The organism is Kitasatospora phosalacinea (assembly GCF_000717185.1).
GTDB lineage: Bacteria > Actinomycetota > Actinomycetes > Streptomycetales > Streptomycetaceae > Kitasatospora > Kitasatospora phosalacinea_A.
Map to the genome: position 1 here is coordinate 16,169 of NZ_JNYE01000103.1, position 25,973 is coordinate 42,141.

Here is a 25,973-nt window from a genome sequence, read left to right on the forward strand (position 1 = left end):
GGGTCAGTGCCTTCCGCTCTGGACGGGTCGCGTGGAGATGATGGGGTGGACGGGGGCGGACGGGAGCGACGGTGCGGTGGGCAGCGGCGCGGTGCTCTCGATACCGTCGAGCTCGGCGGTGACGTCCTCGTCCGCGCTCTCGTAGCCGGCGGCCATCGCCTTCAGGCCGTCGGCGATGTACTTCAGCTCGTCGGGCAGGCCTTTGAGCACGGTCATGGTGGCGTGGCTGTACTGCAGGTAGCCCTTCTCGCCCTCGGCGAACTTCTTGCCCGACTCGTCGTTGCCCCAGGGGTTCTGGGCCTCCATCGAGGACATGAAGGCGCTCAACGACCGGGAGAGCGAGGCGACCTGCTCGTAGGCGGCGAGCATCGGCGACACGGCCGCCCGGTACTGCTCGGGGTCCACCTGGAAGCCCGTCCCGGCACCGCCCGTGTCGCCCCGCTTCTTGGCGTCCGCGGTCCGCGGGGAGGCGGCGGTCATCGGCACGCCCTGCTGCACCGGCCGTCCCATGACGTGCGCGGGTTGGATCGGGGCCGTCGCCTCCTCCGCCCGCTGGAACGGCTCCACCGGCGTGGCCTCGGTGGCCCGCTGGAACGGCTGCAACGGTTCGACCGGGGTCGCCCGCTGGAACGGCTCCACCGGCGTGGCCGGGGTCGCCCGCTGGAACGGCTGCAACGGCACGCCCTCCGCCGCCCGCTGGAACGGCTCCACCGGCGTGGCCTCGGTGGCCCGCAGGAACGGCTCGGCCGGAACGCTGTCGGGCATCGCCGTGCCGACCCGGAACGGGGTGGGCGCGACGGACTCCTCGGGCATCAGCCGGGCCGTGAAGGCGGGTTCGGCGGGCGTCTCGGCCTCGACGTACCGGCGGGCCTGCTCGTCGTTGCTCATCAGGGGGTTCCTTCGTCAGTGCGGGCGACGGCGGCGCGCGGTCAGTCGGCGGCGGGCGCGGCCAGCCGGGAGAGGGCGGCGCGCAGGAACGGGCTGGGCACCTGGTAGCCGCCCTCCTCGCGGAGGGGGGCCCGCTGCGGGGTGGCCGCGGCGGGCGGCGGCGCTGCGGGCGCGTTCCAGGTAGGCGTCGTCGGTGCCGCCGGTGGTCCCGGTCGCCGTGGTGGAGGTCTCCGCCGCCGTCACGGGGGTCTCCTGACGTGCCGTCACCTGATCGGCGGTGGCAGCAACGGCGGTGGCGGCAACGGCGGTGTCCGCGACGGCGGTGGTCCGGTCGTCGCCCGTAGCGCCCGCCCCGCCGTCGCCCGTCCCGTCCGTCCCGGTGACGGTCGCGCCGCCGCCGAGCAGGACGCCCGCGAGCTGGTTGAGGACCTCGCTCTCGCTGGCGGGTGCGGCCGCGGCGGGGGCCGTTTCGGGTTCGGGCGTGGCGAAGGTGCCGTCGGCGCGGGCGTCGTCGAGCCAGCGGCGGCGGGCCCGCTGCCAGTGGCGGTCGCGGGGGTCGACGTCGCCGGCCTGGCCGAGGATGCCCGCGTCGCCGTACAGCTCCTCTTCCTCCTCGCCCTCGCTGCCGAACCGGGTGGGGCTGACGAAGCGGTTGCCGTGCCGGTCGCCCTTGCCGCCGCCACCGCGTCCGGCCCCGCCGGCGCCGGGCATGTGGCCCGCTCCGGAGGCGCCGGTGGCGCCGGTGCGGCCGGAGGTCGCGCCGCCCGCCAGGGCACCGGCTCCGGGGCCGGTTCCGGTCCGGCCGGCCGCGGAACCGGCCCCGGAGACGCCGCCCGCTCCTGCGCCGCCGGTGCGTCCGGCCAGGGCGCTGCCCGCGCCGATGCCGCCGCCCGATCCGCGCAGCGCGGAGGCGCCGGTGCCGCCCGCGCCGCCGGAGAGGCCGCGGGCGGAGGAGCCGCCGAGGCCGTAGGGGCTGCTGCCCGTCCCGTTGAACGGGGTGAGTCCGGCGCGGCCGGTGTTGGTGCCGGTGCTGCCGAGGGTGCCCAGGGTGCTGCCGAGGGTGGTGCCGAGGTTGCCGAGCGGGTTGCCGCCGATGCTGCCGGTGCCGGGGCCGGTGCCGTAGATCGAGCTCGGGCTGTAGGTGCTTCCGGGCGTTCCGGTGGTGGTGCCGAGGTCGCCGATGCTGCCGATGCTGTCGAGGCCCAGGGAGCCGGTGCTGCTGGAGAGCGGCTTGAACACGGGGGCGCCGCTGCTGCCGCCGGTGTCGGAGCCGAAGTCGGGGAGGTTCGGGGCGGGCAGGCTGAAGGGGGCCAGGCCGGAGGCGCCGCCGGAGCCGGAGGTGCTGCCCGTCCCGGAGAAGTCGGCGGGGCTGCCGACCGAGCCGAACCCGCCGAAGGATCCGGAGCCGCCGGACGTCCCGGAACCGCCGTACGCCCCGGAGCCGCCGTACGCCCCGGCCGCGCCGCTGCCGTCCAGGCCCGGCAGCGAGAAGTCGGCCCCGGCGGTCCCGCCGGGGGTGCCCGCCCCGGCCGCGCCACTGCCGTCCAGGCCGGGCAGCGAGAAGCCGGACGGGTCGCCGGGGACGCCGCCGGGCAGGCCGCTGCCCGCGCCCGTCCCGAACAGGCCGCCGGGCAGGTTGGCGCCCACGCCGCCGCTCATCGTGCCGATGCCGCCCGGGCCGCCCGTCGCGCCCGCGCCGCCGACCCCTCCGGCACCCGAACTCCCGCTCGCGGTACTGCCGTTGAGGGAGCAGGTCTGGCCCATGCCGGTCATGTCGGCGATGTGGTCGGCGTTCGTCCGGAGCGTGGCGTCCACGTTGCCGCTGACCTGGCCGACGTACTGGTGGTACAGGGAGACGGCCTGCTTGACGCCCTCGGACTTCGCGATGTCGTCGTGCTTGCCGGCCGGGTGGGCGGCGATGTAGTCCTTGGCGTACTGGAGTTCGCGGATCATCTCGGTCTTGGCGTCGCCCACCGCCTGGGCCGCGCCCTGCATCGAGTTCGCCATGGCGTGCCCGGACTGCAGGGTGGTGCTGACGTGCGAGCCCTCGCCTCCGGCGAACTTCTTGAGGTACTGGGCGAAGCTGTCGGCGGCGGGCCCGGACATGCTCGCCATGGCCCGGTTCGCGGCCTCGACGATCGCCACGACGTGGCTGTCGGCCACCTCGTTCCACTTGGCCCAGGCGGCGGCGAGCTCGGCGAGCAGGTCCTCGTTGCCGTCGGGGAAGACGATGTCGGCGCCTTGCTCGTTGCTCTGGAGGGTCTTGAGCACCTCGGCGAGGTCGGCGGGCAGCTCGATCATGGCAGCGGGTCTCCGGAGGGGTGCGGTCGGGTCGGCAGGGGGCCCGCGGCGGCGCGGACGGAGCAGGAGCAGCGCGGAGGGCGCGGCGCGGAGCAGGACGGACGGCCCGGCACGGGCGGGTCGCCCGCCCGGCGGTGACGGCAGAGCCGGGCGGTGTCGACGGAGCCCGGCGGACGGCCAGACGGAGCCGGGCGGACGGCCCGGCGGGGGCGGGCGGGTGGCCCGCCCGGCGGCGTCAGATGCCGTGCCCCGTCGGGGTCCACATGCCGGGCCCCATGTAGGGCGGCGGCGGCGGGGTGTTGTAGTCGAGGTCGGGCACCTCGGCGGAGTGGTAGCCGTCGCCCGGGTCGATGTCGCCGAGCCCTTCGATGGGCGGCGGCGGGGGCGGGGCGTCCACCGGACGGCCGTGCAGCTGCTCCGTGTGCTCCCGCGGCGCGGACTCCATCGGCGCGAGGGGGAGGCGCGGCAGCTCCCCCTCCTCGGACTCCAGCAGCCTGCCCCGGGGGGCGAGCGGCAGGTGCGCCTGCGCGGGCTGCAGCGGCTGGCCCTCGGCGACGAACGGCAGGTGCCCCACGGTGGGCGCCGTCCGGTGCTCGGCCAGCGGCGCCATCACGTGCTGGGGCGTGAGCGTCGGCGTCCCGGCGGACACGTAGCCCTCCGCGCTCGCCAGGCCCGGTCCGGCCGGCATGGTGCCGGTGCCCATGACGCCGCCGAGCGCGGCGGCCTGCTGGTCGTCGTTGGCACGGTGCCTGGCGACCATGGACTGCAGGTTCTCGCCGACCGCGGTGGCGTTCTGGATCAGTACCCGGATGCCTTCGAGGACCTGCTCCTGGTGCTCGGCGATGCCGCCGACCGAGGAGCTGCCGCCCTGGATCGCCTTGCCGACCAGGTCGGTGCCGTAGACGGTCTCTTTGACCTGTTTGACCTTGGCCGCCAACTGGTTCGCGGGACCGTTCAGTTCGTCCAGCAGTCCGAGGATCTTCTTGGCCGCCGCCTCGACCTCGTCGAGGTCGATCCAGACCGTCTTGTCCGCCACTTTCCCCACCCTCCGTGCTCCACCGCCCCCGGTCGGCACGCCCCTGCACCGGCGGTCTGCGCCGGACGTGCCGGAGCGCCGGGGGAGGGCAGCCGGGAGGTGCCGGCGCGTACTGCACCGGCCCGTTCCGTGCCCACCTTAACCCGCAGTTGGGAGCGCTCCCGCCGCGCGGACGTGCCGGGGTGACGTGACGTCACCCCGGCGCCGAGCCTGGCACCGGCTCACGTCGCGGCGGAGTCCGGAAGGCATGCATCAGGTAAATTCACGGCATGAACCCGTAAGGGAAGTAAAGACCGGAAGTGTTCACTCCGGGTCGATCGTGAATGTTCTGCGCATGGTTCGTGTCAGATTTTGACCGCTCCGCCCGGAGTGACGATGCGCACACCGGCCTCGTCGAGGTCGATGGCCAGCGGAGTGCCGTCCAGCGCGGCCTCGTTGAGCAGGGAGGCGCTGGCCAGGTGCCACAGCCGCAGGGTGCCCGCGGCGTCGCCCGCCGCGAGCAGCGCCTCGCCGTCGAACTCGCGGCCCGCCACGGCCCGGACGGCCGTGCCGCCGCCGGCCAACTCGGCGGTGCGGCTGCCGTCCTGGACGTCCCAGACCAGGACGGTGCCGTCGCCCGCGCCCGCGATCACCGCGGGGCGGCCGCCGAGCACCGCGAAGGACAGCACCTCGGCGGCCTGCGGCAGCCCGGTGCAGACCGGCCCGGCCGCGCCGCTGACGGCGTGCCACAGGCGCACCGCCAGGTCCTCGCCCGCGGTGGCCAGGATCGGCTGGCCACCCGCGACGGTCGCGGCCAGCGCGGTGAACGGGCCGCAGCCGGTGGCGAACCGGCGGCTGTCGGCGCCGGTGGCGGCGTCCCGGACGGCGATCGCGCCGTCGCGTCCGGCGGAGGCCAGCAGCGGCTGCTCGCCGGGGGTGAAGGCGAGCCCGGCGACCGGCCCGGCGTGCGGGACGGGCAGCGGGTGCGCGGTGCCGTCGGTGAGGCGGTGGCTGCGGACGGCGCCCGCCGCGGTGCCGCAGAGCAGCAGGTCGGCGGTGAGGTCGAGGCTGTGGACGGGGCCGCCCTCGCCTGGCAGGTCGAGGAGCAGGCCGCCGGTCGCGGCGTCCCAGACCTGGACGGCGCCGTCGCCGAACCCGGCGGCGAGCACCGCACGGCCGTGCAGGGCGCCGGCGGCCAGGGCGGTGAGCGGGCTGCCGGGGCGTCCGGCGGGCACGGCCCGGGGCGCGGGCGTGCCGGTGGCGGCGTCCCAGACGGTGATCCTGCCGGTCTCGTCGCCGGTGTAGAGCGCGTCCCCGACGGCGGCGAGGGCGGTGAGCCACTCCCCGGCCGGCCAGCCGTGCAGCGGGCGGCCGTCGTACACGTCCCAGGTGCGGACGGTGCCGTCCAGCGCGCAGGAGGCGAGGACGGGCCGGTCGGCGAGGGTGGTGAAGGCGAGGCCGGTCACGGTGGCGGTGTGGCCGTCGAGTTCGGCGACCGACTGGCCGGTGGCGAGGTCCCAGAGCCGGATCCGGCGGTCCTGTCCGGCGGAGGCCAGCACGGCCTGGTTGTCGACGGTGAGCACGGCCAGCGCCAGCACCTCGCCGCGGTGGCCGACCAGCAGGTGCAGCAGCTCGCCGCTCCCGGCGTCCCAGACCCGGACGGTGCCGTCGGGGGACGCGGCGGCGAGCAGGTCGACCCCGGCGCAGTGCGCGGCGCGCAGCGCGGTCGCGCCGCGGCCGCCGGTGGGCAGGGTGCCCAGCACCCGGCCGTCGTCGGCCCGGACGGCCCGCAGGTCGCCGGCCTGCCCGGCCGAGAACGCCACCGGGATGTCCCGGCAGACCAGGGCGGCGACGGACTGGGCGCCCTCGCCGCCGGTGGTGCCGTGCGCGACGGCGCCGGTGGCGGCGTCCCAGACCTGGACCGAGCCGTCGGTGCTGCCGACCGCGAACAGCGAGCGGCCGCCCGCCTCGCCGAGCGCGACGGCGGTCGGGGCGAGCCCGGCGTCGGCGTCGGAGCCGCCGAGCGGGGCGGCGTCGTCCAGCGCGGTGAGGCCGAACGCGCCGTCGGCCTCGACCAGGGCGTACGCGGCCCGGCCCGCCACGGTGCCGACCGCGGCGGCGCTGCGGGCGGTTCCGGCGGCGGGCTCGGTGCGGGCCAGGGCGGCGGGCAGCGCGGCGGGGCGGTCGGCCTCGCCGAGGGCCTGGGCGAGCAGCGCGTCGAGCACGGCCGCGTCGGCGGGGACGGGCGCGGCGGTGCCGTCGGTCCACTGCCGGTCGGGCTGCCCGGGCTGCCCCTGGACGGTGAGCCGCCGCCCGGTGGCGGGCGCGTCGGCGGGCGCGGGGGCGGGGAGCTGGGCGGTTCCGGCGAGGACGCGGCGGAGCAGCGCGGGGTCGGTCCGGCCGGTCCGCTCGCGGTCGGCGCGAAGGGCCCGGAAGGTGCCGTCGGCGGTGATCAGCAGTTCGCCGCGGCCGCCGTCTTCCAGCCGTACGCTTCCTGACATGGTGTCACTCCTGGTTCGGTGCGGGGAGGTTGGGAGCCCCGAGGGTCAGCAGAGGTCTTCCGGTACGAGGGTGGCGTGCACGGCGTCGTGCAGCCGGTGGGTGCGGGAGCTGCGGAACAGCGCCGGGCGGTAGCCGGCCCGGCGGAAGCCGATCGCGGCTCCGGTCAGCTGGCTGGGCATGTTGTCGGCGGCGGCGTAGGCGTCGATCCGGCGCAGGCCGATCCGTTCGAAGCCGAAGCGGCACGCCAGGCGCAGCGCGGCCTTGGCGGTGCGCAGCCGGCGGTGCTCGGGCAGCAGCCAGACGGCGACCTCGGCGCTCTCCCGTTCCGGGTCGAGGTCGACGAGTTCGGCCCAGCCGACGGGGACGCCGGTCGCGGCGTCCTCCAGCGCGAAGTAGGCGGCGCGGCCGGTCTCCCACAGCATCGGGGGGATGTCGGTGAGCCACTTCTCGGCGGCGGCGGTGTCCCGGTGCGGGACGACGGCCTGCAGGAACTCGCGCACCAGCGGGTCGTGGGTGCCGCGGTGCACGAGGTCGGCGTCGCCGGGGCGCGGTCGGCGCAGCACCAGCCCGTCGGCCGTCATCGGTTCGTCCCGCACTTCGGCGAGCGTGTGCATCGCTCCCCCCGTCCGCTCCCCCTGCCGGCTTGCCGGACGGCCCTCGCGGGCCGCCCGGCGTACCCTCCCCCGCCGTCCGACCAGCCGTCAAGTCGGGCCCGGAAGGCGGACGTTTGTGCACGTCGGTGGGACGTTAGCGGAACGTGAGCGGGGCCGGGCAGGCTCTGTCGCGGGGTTCGTCACTCCACGTCCCGCCGCCCCCGGCCCACCCGTTCTCTCCCGGGCCGGGCGCCCCCGCTAGGGCGGCGGGACCCTCGGCCCTCCACCGGGCTTCGGCAGCAGCGGAGGTGCCCGGGGCGGTGCCGGCCTGGACGGCGGCGTGGATCCGGTCGCCCTCCGCATCGCGGTAGAGCTCGGCCCGCAACCACCACCGACGCGGCACCCCGCCGATCACCTGGTCGTCGGCCTCGCCCATCTCCCGGTAGAACTCCATCCGCTGCGCCGGGGGCAGGACCGCGGCCACCGCGGCCTGGGTGCGCGGGATCGGCTGACGGTCGTCGTGGTGGCCGTGCAGGGGCGCTGCGCTCACCGTGTCCCCCGGAGGGTCTCGGGCGGGCGAGGCGGGTACCGGTGTCCCCGTCCCGGACGCTGCGCGGTACCGGGGCAACATGTTCGAGATGCCCGGTTTCGAAAGAGCGGCCCGACTTCCCCGGGTCCGCAGGAACGCGGCAGCGGGAGCCGACCGACGGGTGAGAATCCCTTACCCGGTCGGCCGAGCCCCTGCTGTGCAAAGTCGGCGTACCGGGTCCGGCACGGGCCCGGCCGGAGCGGTCGGCCCCGGCTGGGCCCGCGCCGTTGCTGGCGTCGGTTCCTACGCGGCGCGATGATCTGGGTCAAAGACCTCGCACGGACAACCCCTTGGTCACGACCGAATGCGCTCCCTAGGACTCCTCCTGCGGGGCCAGGGTGCGCAGGACGCAGAACTCGTTGCCCTCCGGGTCCGCCATCACGACCCAGTTGCGGCCCGGCCCCTGGCCCACGTCGGTGGTGGTGGCGCCGAGGGCCAGCAGCCTGGCCACCTCCTCGGCGGTGCTGCGGTCGATCGGGCTGAGGTCGAGGTGCAGCCGGTTCTTCCCGGCCCGGTCCTCGGGGACGCGGAGGAACAGCAGGGTGGGCGGCATCTGCCGGGCCCGGACGTCCTCGGCGGTCGGTTCCCAGGAGGCGATCTCGACCTTGCCCTCGCCGCGGTCGATCACCGCGAAGTCCAGGGCCGCGCACCAGAAGGCGGCGAGCCGCTCCGGGTCGTGGCAGTCGACGACCAGTTCGGTGAACCTGCTGGTCATGCCGCACCCCCGGGGGCCGGTCGGGGCGCGGCGGCGGCCAGTTCGTCGACGGTGCCGGACATGACGGTGCGCAGGTGCGCGGTGAGGTGCGGCAGGGGCCAGTCCCACCAGGCCAGCGCGAGCAGGCGCTTGACGTCGGCGTCGTCGTAGCGCCGCCGCAGCAGCCGGGCGGGGTTGCCGCCGACGACGCCGTAGTCTGGCACGTCCTCGACCACCACGGAACCGGCCGCGACGATCGCCCCGTGCCCGATCCGGACGCCGGGCATCACCGTGGCCCCGTACCCGATCCAGACGTCGTTGCCGACCGTGGTGTCACCGCGCCCGGGCAGGCCGGTGAGGAGGTCGAAGTGGTCGGCCCAGGAGCCGCCCATGATCGGGAAGGGGAACGTCGAGGGGCCGTCCATCCGGTGGTTGGCGCCGTTCATCAGGAACCGCACGCCCTCGCCGAGCGCGCAGAACTTCCCGATGACGAGCTTCTCGGGGCCGTAGTGGTAGAGGACGTTGCGGTGCTCGAAGGCGGTTGGGTCCACCGGGTCGTCGTAGTAGCTGAACTCCCCGACCTCGATCAGCGGCGAGGTCACCAGGGGCTTGAGCAGCACGACCCGGGGCTGGTCGGGCATCGGGTGCAGCAGGGTCGGGTCGGCGGGTACGGGTGGCATCGTGGCTTCCTCTCGGGGCGGGACGGGACGGGGGCGTCGGGGACGGGACGTCAGGCGTCGCCGTCGGGGGCGCCGAACCAGTGGGCTAGCGCCGCGCGCAGGGCCGGAGCGGCCCGCTCGGCGGGCTCACCGACGGCCGCGGCCCAGGCGACGTGTCCGTCCGGGCGGACCAGGACGGCGTCGGCGGCGCGGTCCGCGGTGGTGGCAGCGGCGCGGACGTCGACGCGGGAGCGCCAGCCCTCCGCCGCGCGGCGGAGGTCGGCGCGGTCGGCGAGGTCCAGCAGGACGGGTCGCGCGGTGGGCAGCAGCGGGGCGGGGCCGGCCGTTCCCCGCCCGCCGGGCGCGGTGGGGGCGGGGAGGAAGGACCCGGCCATCGGGTGGTGGTCGGACGGCCCCGGCACCGGGTGGCGGAGGTCGGCGCCCGCGACGAGTGCCGCCGTGCGGCGCAGCGGCTGTTCGTCGGCGAGCAGTTCCTGGAGGAGTTCGCGGAGCGCTTCGGCGGCGGGGTCGGTGCCGCGGCGCAGCGCCACCTGGGCCTGGGTGTGCAGCATGGTGCGCGCGTTGGCGGAGCGCCGTTCGTCCTGGTAGCTGTCGAGCAGGCCGTCGGGGGCCCGGCCGTGCAGGTCGGCGGCCAGTTTCCAGGCCAGGTCGACCGCGTCGAGCATGCCCGCGCTGATCGCCACCCCGGTCGCGGGGAACAGGTGGGCGGCGTCACCGGCCAGCAGGATCCGCCCGCTCCGGTACTGCTCGGCGTGCCGGGCCTTGAAGGTGAACCGGGACAGCCGGACGGCCTCGCGAACGGGGATCTCCGCACCGAGGACGCGGCGCAGGCTGCCCTGGAGTTCGGCCACGGTCATCGGGATGTCGTCGTCGTACTCGGTGCCCTCCTCCTCGGTGGTGTAGAGCGAGACCACGGGTGACCCGGGCGACGTGCCGACCCCGAGCAGGCCGCGCTCCGTCCGGGTGAAGCCCGCGCGGACCGTGCCGAGGCCGGGGACGTCGAGGTCGCCGCCGTCGAGCACCGTCACCGTGTCGGGGAGGGTGACCTGGGCCAGCCGGTGACCTCCGGGTAGGCGGTGCCGGGGAAGGCGATGCCGGCCCGCTCCCGGACCTGGCTGCGGGCGCCGTCGCAGCCCACCAGGTAGCGGGCGCTCACCCGGTACGGTCCGTCCGGGCCGAGCACCTCGGCGGTCACCGCCGTCCCGTCCTGGCGGATCCCGGTCACCCGGTGCCCGCGGCGGACCTCCGCCCCGAGTTCGTCGGCGCGCTGCTCCAGCAGTTCCTCCAGGCGCTGCTGCGGGAGGGGCAGGGCGCGCAGCGGCGGGTCGGCGAGCCCCGTCAGGTCGAGGTGGATGCCGCCGAACGGGAACTTCGGGGCCGGGGCGGGTCCGGTGCAGGCGGCCTCGAACCGTTCCAACAGGCCGCGGTGGCGCAGCAGTTCGAGGACCTGTCCGCCCAGTCCCCCGGCCTTCGGGGTGTCGGAGCGCTCGGCCTGCCGTTCCAGCACCAACGGGCGCACCCCGGCCAGCCCCAGTTCGCAGGCCAGCATCAGCCCGGTCGGACCCGCGCCGACGACGATCACCTCGGTGTCCATGCACTCCCCTGTCGGAACCGCACGCACCAGAACGGCACGTGTCGTGCCGAAAAGCAAAGTGCACCGGCCGGGAGTTCGTCAAGTACGGCACGTGCCGTGCCGATAGGATGCGGGACATGACCGATTCCCCTCGCGGCGCCGCCCGGACCGAGGCCATCATGCGAACCACCCTGGAACTGGGCCGGGAGATCGGCTACGCCAAGCTCAGCATCGAGGCGATCGCGGCCCGGGCCGGGGCGGGCAAGCACACCGTCTACCGCAGGTGGCCGTCCAAGGGCGCCCTGCTGCTGGACTCCCTGCTCCACCTGCACGGGGCAGTCCTGGACTACCCCGACACCGGCGACCTCCTCGCCGACCTGCGCACCCAGATCCACGCGGCCGTCGACCTGCTGGGCAACCCGCCCTTCGGCCCGCTGTACCGGGCCCTGATCGGCGAGGCCCAGCACGACCCCGGCCTGGCCGCCGCCCTCAACGAACGCTTCATCACCCCGCAGACCGAGCTGACCGTCGCCCGCCTGCGAACGGCCCGCGACCAGGGCCTGCTGTCCCCCGCCTTCGACCTGGACCTGGCCATGGCCGTCCTCTCCGGCCCGCTCTACTTCCGCTTCCTGATCACCCAGGAGCCCCTGACCCACGAGTACGTCGACCGCCTCCTGCTGACCCTCTTCGGGGGCCTGGGCGCCTGAAGCGGGAGGGCGCACTGCTTTCTGCTTCCTGCGGCACTCACCTTTCCGCCAGCGGGAGTCGACGATGACCAGGGCACCGCGCCGCGGACCGTACGTCTGCGGCATCGACGCCGCGCTCGACGTGGTGGGCGGCAGGTGGAAGGGCCTGGTCCTCCGGGAGCCGGACGCCCACCGGGTCCGGCGCTTCGCCGGACTGCGCCGCGGCCTGTCCGGGGTGAGCGAGAGGCGCTGACCCAGCACCTGCGCGAGATGGAGCGGGGCGGCCGGGGCGCTCAGTCGAGGGTGACGCCGAACAGCTCGTGCAGGGCGTCGGCGCCGGACGGGGTCACCCGGAGGGCCCGGCCGGTGCCCACGGGTGCGAGCCAGCCGCCGTCCATCGCACGGGCCCGGAGCGCCGTGCCGAGGACGCCTGCGAGGTGGGGACGGCGCTCGGTCCAGTCGAGGCAGCTGCGGACCATCGGACGGGAGCCGCGGCGCGCCCGGTCCAGGTCGATCCCGATGCCCGCCAGCCAGGCGCGGCCCGGTGCGGTCACGGTCAGGCCGGTGTCGTCCGCGACGACACCGCGCGCGAGCAGGGCGTCGGCGAGGGCGACACCGAGGCGGCCGGCGAGGTGGTCGTAGCAGGTCCGGGCACGCGCCTCGGCACTGCGGCGGACGCTGTCCCGCAGGTTGCGCGGTGCGGGCGCGGAGCCCGGTTCCGCCGCGAACGCCGCCATGTCCTCGACCAGCGCGGCGGTTCCGGGCCCGGCCAGCCGCAGGTAGCGGTGCCGACCTTGGCGCTCCTCGACCAGCAGCCCTCCGGCGACCAGCCGGGACAACTGCTCGCTCGCGGTCGACGCCACGACCCCCACGTGGTGGGCCAGTTCACCGGCCGTCCAGGCGCGGCCGTCCAGCAGGGCGAGGCAGATCGCGGCCCGGGTGGGGTCCGCCAGCAGCCCGGCGAGCCGGGCCAGGGGTTGCACGGACATGGGGCCATCATGCCCTGCCCACGGTTCGGCGGGCGCCGAAGTGTCCCGCGCCTAGCGTGGGCCGCATGACGATCACCGACCCGTCCGCCCGCCCGTCCCGGGTCACCACGCACACCGGTGCCCGCGCCGTGCTCCACCAGCCGCTGCTGGTCCCCGAACCCGCCGCCGACGCGACGGACGCGCCCGTCGGCACCCTGGCCTGGCTGCGCGCCTCCGTCGCCCGTTTCACCGGCGACGCCCGGGCGCACGCCCGCCGCCGCGCCCGCGCGGAGGCCGAACTCGCCGGGCTGGACCTGCGCGAACTCCGCCAGGCCGCCGCCGGTTCGGCGGTCGGCGCGGACGACCGGCACACGGTCGTCCGCCTCCTGGCCGAGGCGCTGGGCCTGCCGGATCCGGGCGCCGTGGCCGATGCGGTCGTGACGGTCTCCGCCGGATACTTCGGCGAGGAACCGGCGCCCTCCCGGGCGGAGGCCGTCGACGGAGCCGTCGCGTCACTGCTCGCCCGCACCGCCCGGACCGGCCAGGGTGACCGCGCGGAGGGCCTGGAGGAGTTGGAGGAGTTGGAGGCCGCCGCGCAGCGGATCGGGCTGCTGGTGCAAGCGTGCGAGGCGACCGCCCGCCTGGTCGAGCACGCCCGCCGGGCCGCGCCCGACGGCCTCCCGCCGGGCGGCGCGGACGCCCTCCTCGCCGAAGTGCTGCGGCAGGACCCGCCGGTGACCGCGCTGCGCCGACGGGCGCTGGCCGACGTCCGCGTGGGCGGGCTGGACCTCCGGGCCGGGGAGGTGGTGCTGGTCGACGTCACCGCCGCGGAGTCGGACGCCCCGGTCGGCGGCGTCCACGACGATCCGGGCCCGCTCGCCTTCGGGGCGGGCCCGCACCGGTGCCCGGGTCGGGCCCAGGCCGTGGCGCTCGCCGCCGGGTTGCTGGAGCGGGACGACCCGGCCGCGCAGGTCACCGGTGCGGTCGCCCGGGCGCTGGACCTCGCCGCGACCTGGACCGCGTGGGACGGGCGGCCCCTGGTGGTGGACGGCCGCGTCTACACCCCGCACAAGGCGGTCCGCCGGATCGCCGACCACCTGGTCGACCACCTCGCCGAGTGGGAGGCCCGCCTGGTCGGCCGGGAGCCGCAGCCGGACCACTGGCACGCGTCGGCGACCACCACCCCGGCCGACCTCGCACCGTTCACCGCGGAGGACCTCGACGAGGCACGCAGCCGCCTCGTCCGGCTCGGCCGCATCTGGGCCGACCGCCTCGGGGCGGCGGACGACGCGCAGTTGGACCGCTCCCCCGGCCGGGGCTGGTCCTTCCGGCTGCTCGCCACGCACGTCGCCGGCTCTCTGGACTACTACGCCGGGGCCGTCGGCCGTCTCGGCACCGCCACCGCTCCCGAGGGGCGCGGATGAGCACCGCCGACGCTTCCGCCGCCAACGCTTTCGCCGCCTTCCGTGCGCTGCACCACCGCCCCGGCGCGCCGTTGCTGCTGCCGAACGCCTGGGACCACGCCTCCGCGGCCGCGCTGGCCGCGGCCGGTTTCCCCGCCGTCGGCACCACCAGCCTGGGCGTCGCCGCCGCGGCCGGGCTGCCGGACGGGGCCGGCCGGACCCGAGCCGAGACGTTGCGGCTCGCGCGCCGGATCGGCGGTGGGCCCTTCCTGCTCTCCGTCGACCTCGAGGGCGGATTCAGCGACGACCCGGCCGAGGTCGCCGACCTCGCGGCGGAACTCGCCGAGGCGGGCGCGGTCGGCGTCAACCTGGAGGACGGCCGCGCCGACGGCCGCCTCACCCCGGTGCACCTGCACGCGGCGAAGGTCGCCGCGGTCAAGTCGGCCGTGCCCCGGCTCTTCGTCAACGCCCGCACCGACACCCACTGGCTGGGCGGGGGCCGCGGCCCGGAGACGGCGTTCCGCCTGGCGGCCTACCGGGACGCGGGCGCGGACGGCGTCTTCGTGCCGGGCCTGACCGATCCGGCGTCCATCGCGGCGGCGGTGGACGCGACCGTGCTGCCGCTCAACGTGCTCGCCACCCCGGACGGTCCTTCGCTCGCCCGCCTGGCCGGGCTCGGGGTGCGCCGGGTCAGTCTCGGCTCGCTGCTGTTCCGGCTCGCCCTCGGCGCGGCCGTGGACGCCGCGGTCGGTCTGCGCGCGAACGGCGCGCTCCCGCGACTGCCCCCGGTCCCGGACTACGCCGCGGTGCAGGCCCTGGCCCCGCCCGAGGGCTGACCACCCACCGGCCACCCGCCCATCGCCCGCCTCCCACCACCAGCCGTCGACCCCGGCTCGTGCGGCTCACGCAGCTCACGCGGCTCACGCGGCTCGAACCCGGGGAGGACGCGTTCGCCCCGGCGGCGGGCGGGGCGGCACCGCAGCGGGCCGACCGGCGCGAACACCGGCAGGATGTCGGCACGGAGTTGACGGACCGTCAGGCCGCGGGTCCGGCCAGTCGGAGCTGCTCGTCCTCGACGATCCGCACCGCGAGCGCCCGGTCGGAGATGTCGACGGCCTCGGGGGCGGCCTCGGCGAGGTCGCTGCGGCGGGCGTAGTGGTCGAACAACTCGGCTTTGCCGCGCAGCAGTTCGACCAGTCGGCGGTCCAGGCTGTCGGTGGCCAGCAGCCGGTGCACCCGGACCCGGCGGACCTGGCCCATCCGTTGGGCGCGGGCCACCGCCTGGTCCTCCAGGGTGGGTTTGAGCTGCGGTTCGCACAGGACGACCACGCTGGCGGCCTGCAGGTTGAGGCCCGTCCCACCGGCCTGGATCTGGCAGAGCAGCACGGCGTGGCCCTCGGCGGCGGTGAACGCGTCGACCAGTTCCTGCCGTTGATCGGCGGGCAGCGAACCGGCGACGGTGCCGACGACGACGCCGGTGCCGAGGCCCGTTCCAACGCCGGTGCCGGTGCCCGTTCCAACGCCAGTGCCGAGGCCCGTTCCAACGCCGGTGGCGGCGCCGGGCGCGTCGAGGGCGGCGCGCACGGTGGCGAGCACCTCCCGGAAGTACGAGAAGACCACCACCTTGTGCCCGGACTCGGCCGCCCCGGCGACGAGTTCGCGCAGTCGGCGGAGTTTCGCGGAGTGCGCGGGGTCGGCGTAGGCGGCGCGGCGCATCGCCATGAAGTTGCCCTCGGCGACGGCGGCGGCGTACGCGGCGCGGTCCGCCGCGGAGAGCTCGTCCCACTCGTCGACCCGCACCACGTCCGGGAGTTCGGTGAGCACGTCCTGCTGGTTGCGGCGCAGGTAGGCGGGGGCGACGGCACGGCGGAAGGCGAGCGGGCCGAGGGCGCCGAGTCCGGCCGGGAGGCCGGTGAGCAGGTCGGGCTGGAGGTGGCCGATCAGGGTGCGGAACTCCTCGACCCGGTTCTCCATCGGGGTGCCGGTGAGGAACAGCACGTGTTCGGTGCGGGCGGCCCGCTCGGCGACCAGCCGGGTGCGGAGGGCGGCCGGGTTCTTCACGAAGTGCGCCTCGTCGACCACCAGGGCGGCCACCGGGTCGTCGGCCAGGGTGCGCAGCGACTCGTAGGTGGCGACCAGGACGCCGCCGGTGGCGAGCCAGCGCTCGCGGGCGGCCTCCCGGTCGGGGCCGTGGTAGCGGTGCGCGGCGAGGGTGGTCCGGGCGGCGGTCTCGCGCTGCCAGTTGACCAGCACGGAGGCCGGGCACACCACCAGGAAGCGCGCCGCCGCCGCCTCCGCGGCCAGGTGGGCGAGCACGGCGAGCGCCTGGACGGTCTTGCCGAGGCCCATCTCGTCGCCGATCACCACCTTCTTCCGGGCCAGCGCGAACCGGGCGCCGAACGCCTGGTAGCCGCGCAGCGAGACGGTGCAGCCGCGGTCGTCGAAGGGCTGGGCGCGGACCTGCTCGGCGAGGCCGTCCGGCAGGTGGCCCTCGGCGGCGGCCCGGCCGTCGGTGGCGGTCGGTCCGGCGAGTCGGCCGTCCTCGGCGAGCAGGGCGAGTTCGGCGTAGAACTCGGCGGCCCGGTGCTCGAACTCGACCCAGGCCTCCACCTCCCCGGCGGGCGGGCGCAGCAGGTCGGCGGAGGCCTGGGCGAACCGCAGCTCCACCCCGTCGACCGCCGCCCGCTCCCCCTCCGCGGCCAGCAACTCGACGGCGTGCCAGGCCCGTTCGCGCTTCTGCGCCCCGGCCAGCAGGCCGCGCAGCCTGCCCCGGGCGTACTTCGCCTCGGCCAGCGGGGCCTCGTACCGGGCGTCGAGATCGGCGGCCTCGGCGGCGGCCCGGCGGGCGGCGGGCCCGGCCAGCACCAGCCGGTGCAGGGCGGCGACCAGCGCGGTGGTCCCGGCGTCGGGGTGGGCGGGGTCGAGGCGGACGGCGGTGCCCTCCTGCACGGCGGTGGCGATCTGCCCGGCGGCGCCGAGCAGGTGCGCGGCGGTGGGGCCGCCGATGCCGGGGATCCGCAGCAGGTCCTGCCGGGTCGCGGCGTGCACGGCCGCGACGGTGGCGTAGCCGACGGCGCGCAGCGTGCCGATCTGCAGGCGGCCCTCGGTGACGTCCTTCAGCCGCTCGACCGGGATCGCCTCCAGCTCGGCCCGCACCAGCCGCTCGAACACCTCCCGGTGCGCGGCGGCGACCTCCGCCACGGCCGCCGCGTGGTCCGCCACCAGCGCCCGCGCCGCCCCCCGCTGCCGCCCGGCCACCGCGACCACGCCCCGGGCCCACCGCCCACCACGCCCCGCCACCCGCGCCTCCTCGCACCCGCCCGTCCGGCCCGCCCATCCTGGCACCCGCCCCCGACTGCGCGGACCGCGGCCCGGAAGCGCCGGAGCGCCGTCAGCGGTCGGCGGCGGACGGCGTTCCGGGAGGCAGCGGAGCGGAGAGGTCGCGGACGTACCGGCCGAACCGGGGTTCCCCGGGTCCACCCGGATCACGCCCTCGGCCACGCCCTGCGCCGCGGCGTACCGGCAGAGCAGCAGGACCGCCCGGGTCGCCAGGCCACGGCCGCGCCAGGCCGGGTAGAGCCCGTAGGCGATGTTCGCCTGCCCGGGGGCGAGGTCCGGCTCCTCCAGCCGGAGGTCGATCGTCCCGGCGAGGGTGCGCCGGGCGCCCACCCGGATGCCGAAGGCCCGCAGCGGCCCGCCGTCGGCCCACTGCTGCGCGCAGTGGCGGAGGTACGCGGCGGTGCCCTCGCGGGTGCCCGGCCCGCCGTTCAACCAGCGCACCAGCAGCTCGTCCTCCCCGGCCAGGTGGGCGTCCGTGTCGTCGGGCCCCAGCGGCGACAGGGCGAGGTCGCCCTCGCACAGGAGCGGTGCGGACGGCACCGGTCCGGACGGGCCCGGCACCGGGGGCAGGTCCAGCAGCATGTCGAACGAGGTCCGGCCGTCGGCGCCGACGAAGGAGCCCGCCCGCCGGAACCCGTTCTCCTCGTAGCAGCGGACGGCGCGGAGGTTGTCGGCGGAGACTCCGCCCCACAGGACGACCCTGGACCTGCCGAGCCGCCGCACGACCTCCACGACGTGCGGGAGCAGCAGGGTGCCCAGCCCCCCGTCCTGGTGGTCGTCGGCCAGGGTCGGACCGAACCGGCAGTCGGTCCGCTCGGTGAGCCGGATGCCCGCGTCCCGGTAGCGCGCCAGGTCCGAGGGGGTGAGGGCGAGGCTGAACTCGACCAGGCCGACGATCCGGCCGGTCGGCAGCTCCGTCAGGACCATCCTGAGCGTGTCGTGGCGCGCGATCGCCTCGCACGACTCCCGTGCGGCCGCGAGGTCGTGGCCGTCGAACGTGCTGAAGCGCCGCGTCGCGGGGGAGAGCGCGGCGAGGAACGCGGCCAGGCGTTCCGCGTCGGCGTGTTCGAGCGGCCGGAACAGGAACTCGGCCCCTCCCGGCAGGCGCAGCCGGGAGGTCAGGAGCCGGGGGTCCTCGGCGATCTCCGCCAGCGTCAGCACCTGCACGACCCCTCCCCCGGCCGGGCCGGTCCCGGCCCGTCGAAACCTACCCGACGAGGATCCGGAGCGCGCATTTGACGCTTCGTCACGTTCCGACCCCTGTGCGTAACCGCTTGCGGCTAACCTGAGTTCGGGGCCAGCGCACTCTGCACCCCAGTCACGAACCGAGGGAGGGGCGCCATGGCCCAGCCGGAACGAGTGCTCCACCCGGACCGCTCGGCGCGGGACCTGTTCGGCTTCCAGCTGCGCAAACTCCGCAAGCAGCAGGGGCTTTCCCTCGCCATGCTCGCCGACGAACTCCGGCGCGGGAAGACCGTGATCGCCGACGTGGAGACGGCCGACCGCCCGGTCCCGCTCGACCTGCCGGACGAGCTGGACCGGTTCTTCCAGGCCGACGGCCTGTTCGCCCACCTGTTCAACCTCTCGCTCCGGGAGAGCTTCCCCAACTGGTCACGGCGCTACGTGGAGCTTGAACGCCTCGCCTACGAGATGCGCAAGTACTCGGCGGGGACGTTCCCGGGCCTGTGGCAGGACGACGACTACGGCCTGGCCCTGATCCGGCTCGGCAACCCGCGCGCCACCGACGAGGAGATCGCCCGCAAGTGGGCCTCCCGCAAGGCCCGTCAGGAGTTGCTGGCCCGGGCGGACCCGCCGCTGATGTGGGTCGTCCTGGACGAGGCGGTCATCCGTCGGCCGGTGGGCGGCCCGGAGGCCATGCGCCGGCAGATCCAACGCGTCCTCGACCTGACCGAGCGCGAGAACTCGATCGTCCAGGTGCTGCCCTTCGCCGCCGGAGGGCACGGGGCACTGGGCGGATCGACCACCCTGCTGGACTTCACGGACGGCCCCCGGATGGCCTACGTGGAGGGCTCCGACGCGGGTCAACTCATCGACCACGCGCCCAAGGTCCGGGACTTCTCCCTCATCTACAATCTGCTCCAGGTGAGAGCACTGGCGCCCGAAGCATCCCGGGAGTGGCTCCACCGCGTCCAGGAGGAGATCTGAGCATGGCCCGTACCCAAGACCCTTCCGGCACCGGCCTGTTGAGCAGCGGTGCCGCCTGGGTCAAGTCCAGCTACAGCGACGCCAGCGGCAACGGGGACTGCATCGAGGTCTGCACCGACTTCGCCACCACCCACGACACCATCGGCATCCGCGACTCCAAGGACCCGCACGGCCCCCGCCTGCACGTCACCCCCGACGCCTGGTCCGCCTTCCTCACCGCCACCACCACCGGGGAGTTCCGCACCGCCTGACGCCGGGTCACGAGCCCTCGGGGTCCCGTCAGGGAACCCCGGGGGCTTTCGGCTGCGCTCAGGCCAGTTCGAGTACGTCCGCGAGCCCGGCCGCGGCGAAGGCGGCGAGCAGGGGTTCGCGGCCCTCGGTGAAGTGGGCCCAGCTGTCGAAGTGGACGGGGACGACGCGGCGGGCGCCGAGGATGCGGGCGGCTTCGGCGGCGCGAGTGCTGTCGAGGGTGAGCAGGGCGTTGTCGAAGATGCCGGTGCGGGCGCCGCCCGCGAACAGGACGGCGGTGTCGACGGGGCCGAAGCGCTCGGCGATCCGCTCGACGACCTCCAGCGAGGCGTTGTCGCCGCTGACGTAGACGACGGGCAGGCCGGGGCCGGTGAGGACGAAGCCGATCACCTCGCCGGTGACCGGCTCGCAGCCGTCGGGCCCGTGCTGGGCGGGCACGGCGGTGATCGTGACGCCGCCCAACTCGACCTCCTGCCAAGGGGCGAGGCCCTGCGCGGTGCCGCCGAGGCGCGCGGCGCCGCCGCGGGTGGTGAGGGTGCGCGGGACGTCGGCGAGCAGCTTGCGACCGCCGTGGTCGAGGTTGTCGGGGTGCTCGTCGTGCGAGAGCAGGACGGCGTCGACCGGGCCGAGGTCGGCGGGGTCGACGGTGCCGGGGAGGGTCTTGGTGAGGAACCGGCCGCCGCCGCGCGGGTAGTCGCCGGGGGCGTCGAAGGTCGGGTCGGTGAGCAGGCGCAGGCCGCCGTACTCGATCAGGGCGGTGGGGCCTCCGAAGACCCGGACAGTGGGGACAGCAGTCATGGCGCACCTCGCGAATCGGCGATCCCCTCACGGGGAACTTCAACTTTCTCCGTGAGATGAATCTAGCGACTCCTCACGGAGAATCGCAAGCTTTTCCGTGAAGTGAACCCGGCACCCCTCCTCACGGGCAACACGAGCGTTTACCATGAGGAGCATGAGCCAGCGCGCCACCACCGCCACCGCCTCCGCCGTCGCGGACCACGTCGCACCGCCGCCGCCCGCGCCCGGGGCCGAGCAGTACCCGGCGCTGGACTTCGCCAACTCGCTGCTGACGCTGCCGAGCGGACCGCTGGACCTGCTCGGCGGGCCGGAGGCGGCGTCGGGGTGGCTGGTGGAGCACGGGCTCGCGCCGGAGGCGGGGCGGGTGCTGGGGCCGTGCACGGTGCGGCTGCGGGTGTTCCGGGGGGCGGTGCGGGAGCTGCTGGACGCCCGGGTGGCGGGGCGCCCCGCGCCGCCGGGGGCGCTGGCGGCGGTGAACGAGGCGCTGACGGCGGCCCCGGCGGTGGCGCTGCTGCGCTGGGACGCCGAGCAGGGGCTGCACCGCAGCCTGCCGCACCCGGCGGACCGGATCGCCGACCGGGCGATGGCCCGGCTGGCCGCCGACGCCGCCGACCTGCTGACCGGCCCGGACGCCGAGCGGCTGGCCCGCTGCGGGGGCGCCCCGTGCAGCCGGTTCTACGTCCGCACCCACGCGGCCCGGCACTGGTGCTCGACCCGCTGCGGGGACCGCGTCCGGGCGGCTCGCGCCTACGCCAGGAAGCGTGCGGAGAAGGCCTGCGGAGAAGGGGAGCCGACGTAGCGCCGGGAGACGGCAGCGGGCCCCGACCGGTCGGCCGGGGCCCGCTGGACGTGCGGGGTCAGTGCGTCGAGACGACCGGGAAGGTCGGGTACTCGACGCCGGAGACGTGCTGGACGACCCGGACGACCTGGCAGGAGTAGCCGAACTCGTTGTCGTACCAGAGGTAGAGGATCGCGTTGTCGCCCTCGACCTTGGTCGCGCCCGCGTCCACGATCGAGGCGTGGCGGGAGCCGATGAAGTCGCTGGAGACCGCGTCGGGCGAGTCGATGAAGTCGATCTGCCGCTTCAGCGGGGAGGTCAGCGAGACCTCCCGCAGGTGCTCCAGGACGTCCTCGCGGGTGGTCTCGCGGGCCAGTTGCAGGTTGAGGATGGCGATCGAGACGTCCGGCACGGGGACGCGGATCGAGCTACCGGTGATCTTGGCCTTCAGCTCGGGCAGCGCCTTGGCGACGGCCGAGGCGGCGCCGGTCTCGGTGATGACCATGTTGAGCGGCGCGGAGCGGCCGCGGCGGTCGGCCTTGTGGTAGTTGTCCAGCAGGTTCTGGTCGTTGGTGAACGAGTGGACGGTTTCCACGTGGCCGCGCAGCACGCCGTACTCGTCGTCCATCGCCTTCAGCGGCGGCACGATCGCGTTGGTGGTGCAGGACGCGCAGGAGATGATCCGCTCGTCCGGCTTGACGGTGTCGTGGTTGACGCCGTGCACGATGTTCGGGACGTCGCCCTTGCCGGGGGCGGTCAGCACGACCTTGGCGATGCCGGGGCGCAGGTGCTGGGACAGGCCCTCGCGGTCGCGCCAGCGGCCGGTGTTGTCGATCAGGATGGCGTTGTCGATCCCGTACGCGGTGTAGTCCACCTCGCTGGGGTCATTGGAGTAGATGACCCGGATCGCGTTGCCGTTGGCGACGATGGTGTCGGTCGCCTCGTCCACGGTGATGGTGCCCTGGAACTGGCCGTGGATGGAGTCGCGGCGCAGCAGCGAGGCGCGCTTGACCAGGTCGTCGCCGCCGCCGTTGCGGACCACGATGGCGCGCAGCCGCAGGCCGCCGGCCTTCTCGACCAGCAGGCGGGCGACCAGGCGGCCGATCCGGCCGAAGCCGTACAGCACCACGTCGCGCGGGGCCTGGCGCTCCAGCTTGTCGGCGCCGGTCGCGCCCGCCACCGCCTCGGCGGTGAACTCCGCCGCGGACAGGCCGCGGTCGTCGGCGCGGTGGGCCTCGGCGAGCAGGCCGAGGTCGATCTGGGACGGGCCGAGGTCGAGGGCGGCGAGGGCCTGGAGGAAGGGGAAGGTCTCGGTGATCGAGAGTTCCTCACCGGCGATCTGGCGGGCGAAGCGGTGCGTCTTCAGGATGCTGACCACCGACTTGTTCACCAGGGAACGGCTGTGCAGCAGGATGGTGACGTCCCGCTCGCGGTGGAGCCGCCCGATGATCGGGATCATCGTCTCCGCGAGCTCCTCGCGGTTCTTCCAGTCCGTGAACACGTCGTCGTTGACAGTCACAATTCAACTTTCGAGGGTAGGCCGAGCTGAGGGTAGGCCGAGCTGGAGGCGGGCCGTGGTGAGGGTTGGCCGCGCCGAGGCGCCCCCCATGCTAGCCACGGCGCCCGAGCCGGTCCGGGGCCGGTCCCCCCGCTGACCAGCGGTGGTTCACCCCGGACCGGCCGGGCGGACGTGACGGCGGCCACACCGGACGGCATTCGACCGCCCTCCGCCCTTTCCGGTCAGGGAAGTTGACGGACCGTCAGGCACTCCGACCCCCGGCGCCGGCGTGACCAACATCACCATGCGTCTAACTCGGCTCCCGCACAGGCGAGTTGGGGCCGCCGACCCGGCGTTCGCGGTTCAGTTCCGGCCCGAGTTCGGCGATCAGGCGGCGGTAGGTGTCGAACGCGGGCTTGGGCGTGTGGTCGTCGCGCAGCAGGCCGAAGCGGTGGAACGGGCTCGCCCCGGAGCTGTCCGCGTCGCGCAGCGCGAACAGCGCGTAGCCGTTGATGCCGAGTTCCCCGGCCCGGGCGGCGACGGTGCGGATCACCGTCTCCAGGGCCCGCGCCTGGGCCTCCTCGGACCGGCCGGGACCGGTCGGCCAGCCGTTCTCGCAGATCCGGACCGGGACGTCGGCCGGGATGCCCGCCTTCGGCAGGTCGGTGTGCCGGAAGCCGTGCAGCACCCAGGCGGTGGCCCCGGCGAGGCGCCCGGCGGGGACGGGGCGGAAGACGTCCGGGAAGAAGTCCAGGCCGACGTAGTCGAGCGCGTCCAGGAAGCGCCGGTCGGCGAGCTCCCCCAGCGCGGGCCAGAAGGGCGCGTCCGGGGCGAGGGTGGGGACGGCGTTGAAGCCGACGGCGGCGTCCAGCCCGAGCGCGCGCACCTCGTCCTTGGCCGCGACCACCCCCGCCACCAGCGCCTCCAGCACACCCGGGACGCTGCCGTCCAGCACCGGCAGGTCGGCGTTCGGCTCCTCGCACACCTGCACCGAGCCGAGCCGCCCGCCGAGTTCGCGCACCTGCCCCCGCACGTACGCCTCCCAGCCCGCCCGGCTGCCGGTCGGCTCGCGGAACTGCAGGACGAGGTCGACCCTCCGCCCGGGCCGCCCCAGGTACGCCTCCCAGCCGTCGGGGGTCTGCGGCGGCGCGGGGACGGTGGCGGCGAAGGAGCGGTAGACCCGCACCCGGAAGCCGGGCTCGGCGCCCTGCAGCAGGTCGAGCGCCTCCGCGATCCGGACCGGGTCGTCGGGCCGGACGGGGTGGACCAGGCCGTGCTCGTCGCCGAGCAGCCCGCCCGGGTAGATGCCGAAGGTGAACTCCCGCCGCCGGTCCGTCATGTCGCTCTCCTCGCGCTCCGCGGAAAATCTTGGTGTCACATCAATTTTTCAGCGACCCTACCATTCCGTACGATGGGCGCATGGGCCTTCGCGAGACCAAGAAGCAGCAGACCCGCACCGCCATCGCGGACACCGCGCTGCCGCTCTTCCTGGCGCACGGCTTCGACCGGGTCACCGTCGCCGAGGTCGCCCGGCACGCGGGCGTCTCCACCAACACGGTGTTCAACTACTTCCCGACCAAGGAGGACCTGTTCTTCGACCGGCAGGACGAGGTCGAACGGCACCTCGCCGCCCTGGTCGACCCGCTGCCGCCCGGCACCTGCTGCCCCGCCGCCGCCGTCCGCGACGACCTGTGCGGCGCCCTCCGCCGCGCCGACCCGGCGATCGGCCTCGCCCCCGGCTCCGCCGCCTTCTTCCGCACCGTCGAGGCCAGCCCCGCCCTGCGCGCCCGCGAACGCGAGATCGGCGAACGCGCCGAAGCCGCCCTCGCCACCGCCCTCGCCCCCCGCTCCCCCGACGCCCCCCTGCTGGCCGGCGCCCTCACCGGCCTGCACCGCGCCACCCTGCGCGAACTGCGCCGCCGCATCCTGGCCGGCGACCCGCCCCCCACCGTCGCCGCCGACCTCACCGCGGCCGCCACCCGCGCCTTCGCCCCGCTCTGCACCTGCCCCGAACGCTGAACCCTCCCGCCGAACCCTCCCGCCCGTCGTCCCACGCCAGGCCCGCCCCGCCCGCCGGTGTTCGCAGCAGCCTCCTCCGCCACAGCCGAAAACCCACCCCCTGGCCGCTGCCCTGCGAGGACCGATTCGAGCGGATTCACGGGGTCCGACCCCAAAAGGGTTCGGATGCCCTGGAGGTGGAAATTGGGGCGTCGGCTGCCACAAATTCCCTCTTGCCCCCGGAATGCCGCATCCCACTTTGCAGGACCACGGATAGTTCCGCACCTTCATCTGGATTCGATCGCTAGTCTGGCGTCCGGCTTACCGGCCCCGGGGCCGATCATTCCCCGGTCGGCTGGCGCCCGGGAGGGGCGTCCGCAGATTCGGACGACATGGGCTTTTCATGCGAGGGGACCCCAGTGAAACATAGGACGCGTAGCGCGAATACACAGCTCACGGCGTTTCTTGCCGTCGCCTGCCTGGGCGGCAGCCTGCTGTTCGCCGGTGCAGGGGCAGCGACAGCGAGCACCGCGTCGGACGGACATCTGACGCCGCAGCAGATCGCGGCGCTACCGCACTCCGAGCAGGACAGACTGCTGAACCCGCTACGGGCCGTGGCAGGAGCTGTGGACGAAGTGGGCCGGGGCCGCGGAGAAGACACCTACGCAGGCGTCGAACTCGACACCTCCGCTCACCGCGTGAAGGTGTACGTCACGGCACCGGCCAGTGCCGACGTGCTGCTGGCCGAGGCGAAGCGCCGCCATCCGGGCATCGACCTCTCCCTGGTCAGGGTCGTTGCCGCGAAGTACTCGAAGAAGCAACTGCACGACGCCCGCAAGCGGCTCGTCACCCAGGGCGTGGCCACCACCCAGCGGATCACCAGCATCGCTGTCGCCGTCGACGGTTCGGGCCTCGAAGTGGCAACCGGTGCCGCAGCGGCATCCGCAGCGCGTTCGGTCGGCCCCGTCTCCTCGGCCTCGACGGCCGACAGCATCTCCGAGGTCGCCGGAGTACCGGTCACCCTGAGCACCGACGGCCAGGTCTCCAGGCCCGCGAGCCGCTACGCCGACATTCCCGGCTGCTGCGGCTACTACGCCGGCGGATTCATCAGCCTCGGAGGCTGGAACTGCACCACCGGCATTCCGGTACGGAGCAATAGTAGGGCTTGGTCAGGTTCGCCTGAGTGCGGGTATGTCGCGGTGGCAGGTCGGGCAGTGTCCTGCCCAGGTGGCGAGGACCAGCTGCAGCTCGCGGA

Annotated in this window: 23 protein-coding genes and 2 pseudogenes; 9 read left to right on the forward strand and 16 right to left on the reverse strand. The window is 75.2% G+C overall.

All coding sequences use genetic code 11. The features are described from left to right. Window positions 1–3 precede the first annotated feature (3 nt). From OO57_RS31590 to OO57_RS44915, 10 genes are all read right to left on the reverse strand, one after another. A complete protein-coding gene (locus OO57_RS31590) occupies window positions 4–888 on the reverse strand; it encodes a hypothetical protein (RefSeq protein ID WP_033256171.1) in 885 nt (294 codons plus the stop codon). Window positions 889–903: 15 nt separating this feature from the next. Further along, on the reverse strand, window positions 904–3,189 hold the full coding sequence (locus OO57_RS47035; protein ID WP_033256172.1) for a hypothetical protein: 2,286 nt from the start codon (window positions 3,187–3,189) through the stop codon (window positions 904–906). Between the two features lie 235 nt (window positions 3,190–3,424). Beyond that, the gene (locus OO57_RS31600; protein WP_033256173.1) at window positions 3,425–4,225 is read right to left on the reverse strand and encodes a hypothetical protein; all 801 of its coding nucleotides are present in this window, start codon (window positions 4,223–4,225) and stop codon (window positions 3,425–3,427) included. 344 nt (window positions 4,226–4,569) lie between these two features. Continuing rightward, window positions 4,570–6,705 (reverse strand): WD40 repeat domain-containing protein, encoded by a 2,136-nt coding sequence (locus OO57_RS31605; RefSeq protein ID WP_033256174.1) that lies wholly within the window; start codon window positions 6,703–6,705, stop codon window positions 4,570–4,572. A 45-nt stretch (window positions 6,706–6,750) separates the two neighbouring features. Continuing rightward, a complete protein-coding gene (locus OO57_RS31610; RefSeq protein ID WP_158715296.1) occupies window positions 6,751–7,302 on the reverse strand; it encodes a GNAT family N-acetyltransferase in 552 nt (183 codons plus the stop codon). Window positions 7,303–7,453: 151 nt separating this feature from the next. After that, the gene (locus OO57_RS31615) at window positions 7,454–7,849 is read right to left on the reverse strand and encodes a hypothetical protein (protein WP_033256175.1); all 396 of its coding nucleotides are present in this window, start codon (window positions 7,847–7,849) and stop codon (window positions 7,454–7,456) included. A 352-nt stretch (window positions 7,850–8,201) separates the two neighbouring features. Further along, the gene (locus tag OO57_RS31620) at window positions 8,202–8,603 is read right to left on the reverse strand and encodes a VOC family protein (protein WP_033256176.1); all 402 of its coding nucleotides are present in this window, start codon (window positions 8,601–8,603) and stop codon (window positions 8,202–8,204) included. Next, window positions 8,600–9,262, reverse strand: a complete 663-nt coding sequence (locus tag OO57_RS31625) for a CatB-related O-acetyltransferase (RefSeq protein WP_033256177.1) — start codon at window positions 9,260–9,262, stop codon at window positions 8,600–8,602. The genes OO57_RS31620 and OO57_RS31625 overlap by 4 nt, the downstream gene beginning before the upstream one ends. A 50-nt stretch (window positions 9,263–9,312) precedes the next feature. Then, on the reverse strand, window positions 9,313–10,290 hold the full coding sequence (locus tag OO57_RS44910) for an FAD-dependent monooxygenase (protein WP_199811363.1): 978 nt from the start codon (window positions 10,288–10,290) through the stop codon (window positions 9,313–9,315). After that, a complete protein-coding gene (locus tag OO57_RS44915) occupies window positions 10,287–10,856 on the reverse strand; it encodes an FAD-dependent monooxygenase (RefSeq protein WP_199811364.1) in 570 nt (189 codons plus the stop codon). Before OO57_RS44915 ends, OO57_RS44910 begins: the two co-directional genes overlap by 4 nt. A gap of 116 nt (window positions 10,857–10,972) precedes the next feature. Here OO57_RS44915 and OO57_RS31635 point away from each other — a divergent pair, with 116 nt between their 5' ends. Together OO57_RS31635 and OO57_RS38745 are read left to right on the forward strand one after the other, a co-directional pair. After that, window positions 10,973–11,542: a TetR/AcrR family transcriptional regulator gene (locus OO57_RS31635; RefSeq protein ID WP_033256178.1), complete on the forward strand. Its 570-nt coding sequence runs from the start codon at window positions 10,973–10,975 to the stop codon at window positions 11,540–11,542. Between the two features lie 64 nt (window positions 11,543–11,606). After that, a pseudogene (locus OO57_RS38745) lies at window positions 11,607–11,806 on the forward strand (winged helix-turn-helix transcriptional regulator); the annotation flags it as partial. Between the two features lie 8 nt (window positions 11,807–11,814). Here OO57_RS38745 and OO57_RS31645 read toward each other — a convergent pair. Further along, a complete protein-coding gene (locus OO57_RS31645) occupies window positions 11,815–12,504 on the reverse strand; it encodes an ArsR/SmtB family transcription factor (protein WP_033256187.1) in 690 nt (229 codons plus the stop codon). Window positions 12,505–12,575: 71 nt separating this feature from the next. Here OO57_RS31645 and OO57_RS47265 point away from each other — a divergent pair, with 71 nt between their 5' ends. Together OO57_RS47265 and OO57_RS31660 are read left to right on the forward strand one after the other, a co-directional pair. After that, the gene (locus OO57_RS47265) at window positions 12,576–13,913 is read left to right on the forward strand and encodes a hypothetical protein (protein WP_324606809.1); all 1,338 of its coding nucleotides are present in this window, start codon (window positions 12,576–12,578) and stop codon (window positions 13,911–13,913) included. After that, on the forward strand, window positions 13,910–14,728 hold the full coding sequence (locus OO57_RS31660) for an isocitrate lyase/PEP mutase family protein (RefSeq protein ID WP_033256179.1): 819 nt from the start codon (window positions 13,910–13,912) through the stop codon (window positions 14,726–14,728). The genes OO57_RS47265 and OO57_RS31660 overlap by 4 nt, the downstream gene beginning before the upstream one ends. 199 nt (window positions 14,729–14,927) lie before the next feature. Here the strand turns inward: OO57_RS31660 and OO57_RS31665 are convergent, their stop codons facing one another. Both OO57_RS31665 and OO57_RS47460 read right to left on the reverse strand, forming a co-directional pair. Further along, on the reverse strand, window positions 14,928–17,237 hold the full coding sequence (locus OO57_RS31665; RefSeq protein ID WP_199811366.1) for a DEAD/DEAH box helicase: 2,310 nt from the start codon (window positions 17,235–17,237) through the stop codon (window positions 14,928–14,930). A 120-nt stretch (window positions 17,238–17,357) separates the two neighbouring features. Beyond that, a pseudogene (locus OO57_RS47460) lies at window positions 17,358–18,599 on the reverse strand (GNAT family N-acetyltransferase); the annotation flags it as partial. Here OO57_RS47460 and OO57_RS38750 point away from each other — a divergent pair. Next, a complete protein-coding gene (locus OO57_RS38750) occupies window positions 18,573–19,397 on the forward strand; it encodes a helix-turn-helix domain-containing protein (protein WP_051778499.1) in 825 nt (274 codons plus the stop codon). The pseudogene OO57_RS47460 and the gene OO57_RS38750 overlap by 27 nt on opposite strands. A gap of 2 nt (window positions 19,398–19,399) precedes the next feature. Beyond that, window positions 19,400–19,648: a DUF397 domain-containing protein gene (locus tag OO57_RS31675; RefSeq protein ID WP_033256180.1), complete on the forward strand. Its 249-nt coding sequence runs from the start codon at window positions 19,400–19,402 to the stop codon at window positions 19,646–19,648. 58 nt (window positions 19,649–19,706) lie between these two features. On the opposite strand, the gene OO57_RS31680 is transcribed toward OO57_RS31675, so the two are convergent. Further along, a complete protein-coding gene (locus OO57_RS31680) occupies window positions 19,707–20,444 on the reverse strand; it encodes an MBL fold metallo-hydrolase (RefSeq protein ID WP_033256181.1) in 738 nt (245 codons plus the stop codon). A 154-nt stretch (window positions 20,445–20,598) separates the two neighbouring features. Between OO57_RS31680 and OO57_RS31685 the strand changes: the two genes are divergently transcribed. Further along, window positions 20,599–21,243 carry a CGNR zinc finger domain-containing protein gene (locus OO57_RS31685; protein ID WP_033256182.1) on the forward strand — a complete coding sequence of 215 codons (645 nt, stop codon included), beginning with the start codon at window positions 20,599–20,601 and terminating at the stop codon, window positions 21,241–21,243. 58 nt (window positions 21,244–21,301) lie between these two features. Here the strand turns inward: OO57_RS31685 and OO57_RS31690 are convergent, their stop codons facing one another. Next, the gene (locus OO57_RS31690) at window positions 21,302–22,741 is read right to left on the reverse strand and encodes a glyceraldehyde-3-phosphate dehydrogenase (RefSeq protein ID WP_033256183.1); all 1,440 of its coding nucleotides are present in this window, start codon (window positions 22,739–22,741) and stop codon (window positions 21,302–21,304) included. A gap of 289 nt (window positions 22,742–23,030) precedes the next feature. After that, window positions 23,031–24,059 carry a hypothetical protein gene (locus OO57_RS31695; protein WP_051778500.1) on the reverse strand — a complete coding sequence of 343 codons (1,029 nt, stop codon included), beginning with the start codon at window positions 24,057–24,059 and terminating at the stop codon, window positions 23,031–23,033. 80 nt (window positions 24,060–24,139) lie between these two features. On the opposite strand from OO57_RS31695, the gene OO57_RS31700 reads away from it, so the two are divergent. Both OO57_RS31700 and OO57_RS44300 read left to right on the forward strand, forming a co-directional pair. Beyond that, window positions 24,140–24,739: a TetR/AcrR family transcriptional regulator gene (locus OO57_RS31700; RefSeq protein ID WP_051778501.1), complete on the forward strand. Its 600-nt coding sequence runs from the start codon at window positions 24,140–24,142 to the stop codon at window positions 24,737–24,739. Between the two features lie 605 nt (window positions 24,740–25,344). Continuing rightward, the coding region (locus tag OO57_RS44300; protein WP_199811365.1) for a hypothetical protein at window positions 25,345–25,973 on the forward strand (629 nt) is incomplete at its 3' end.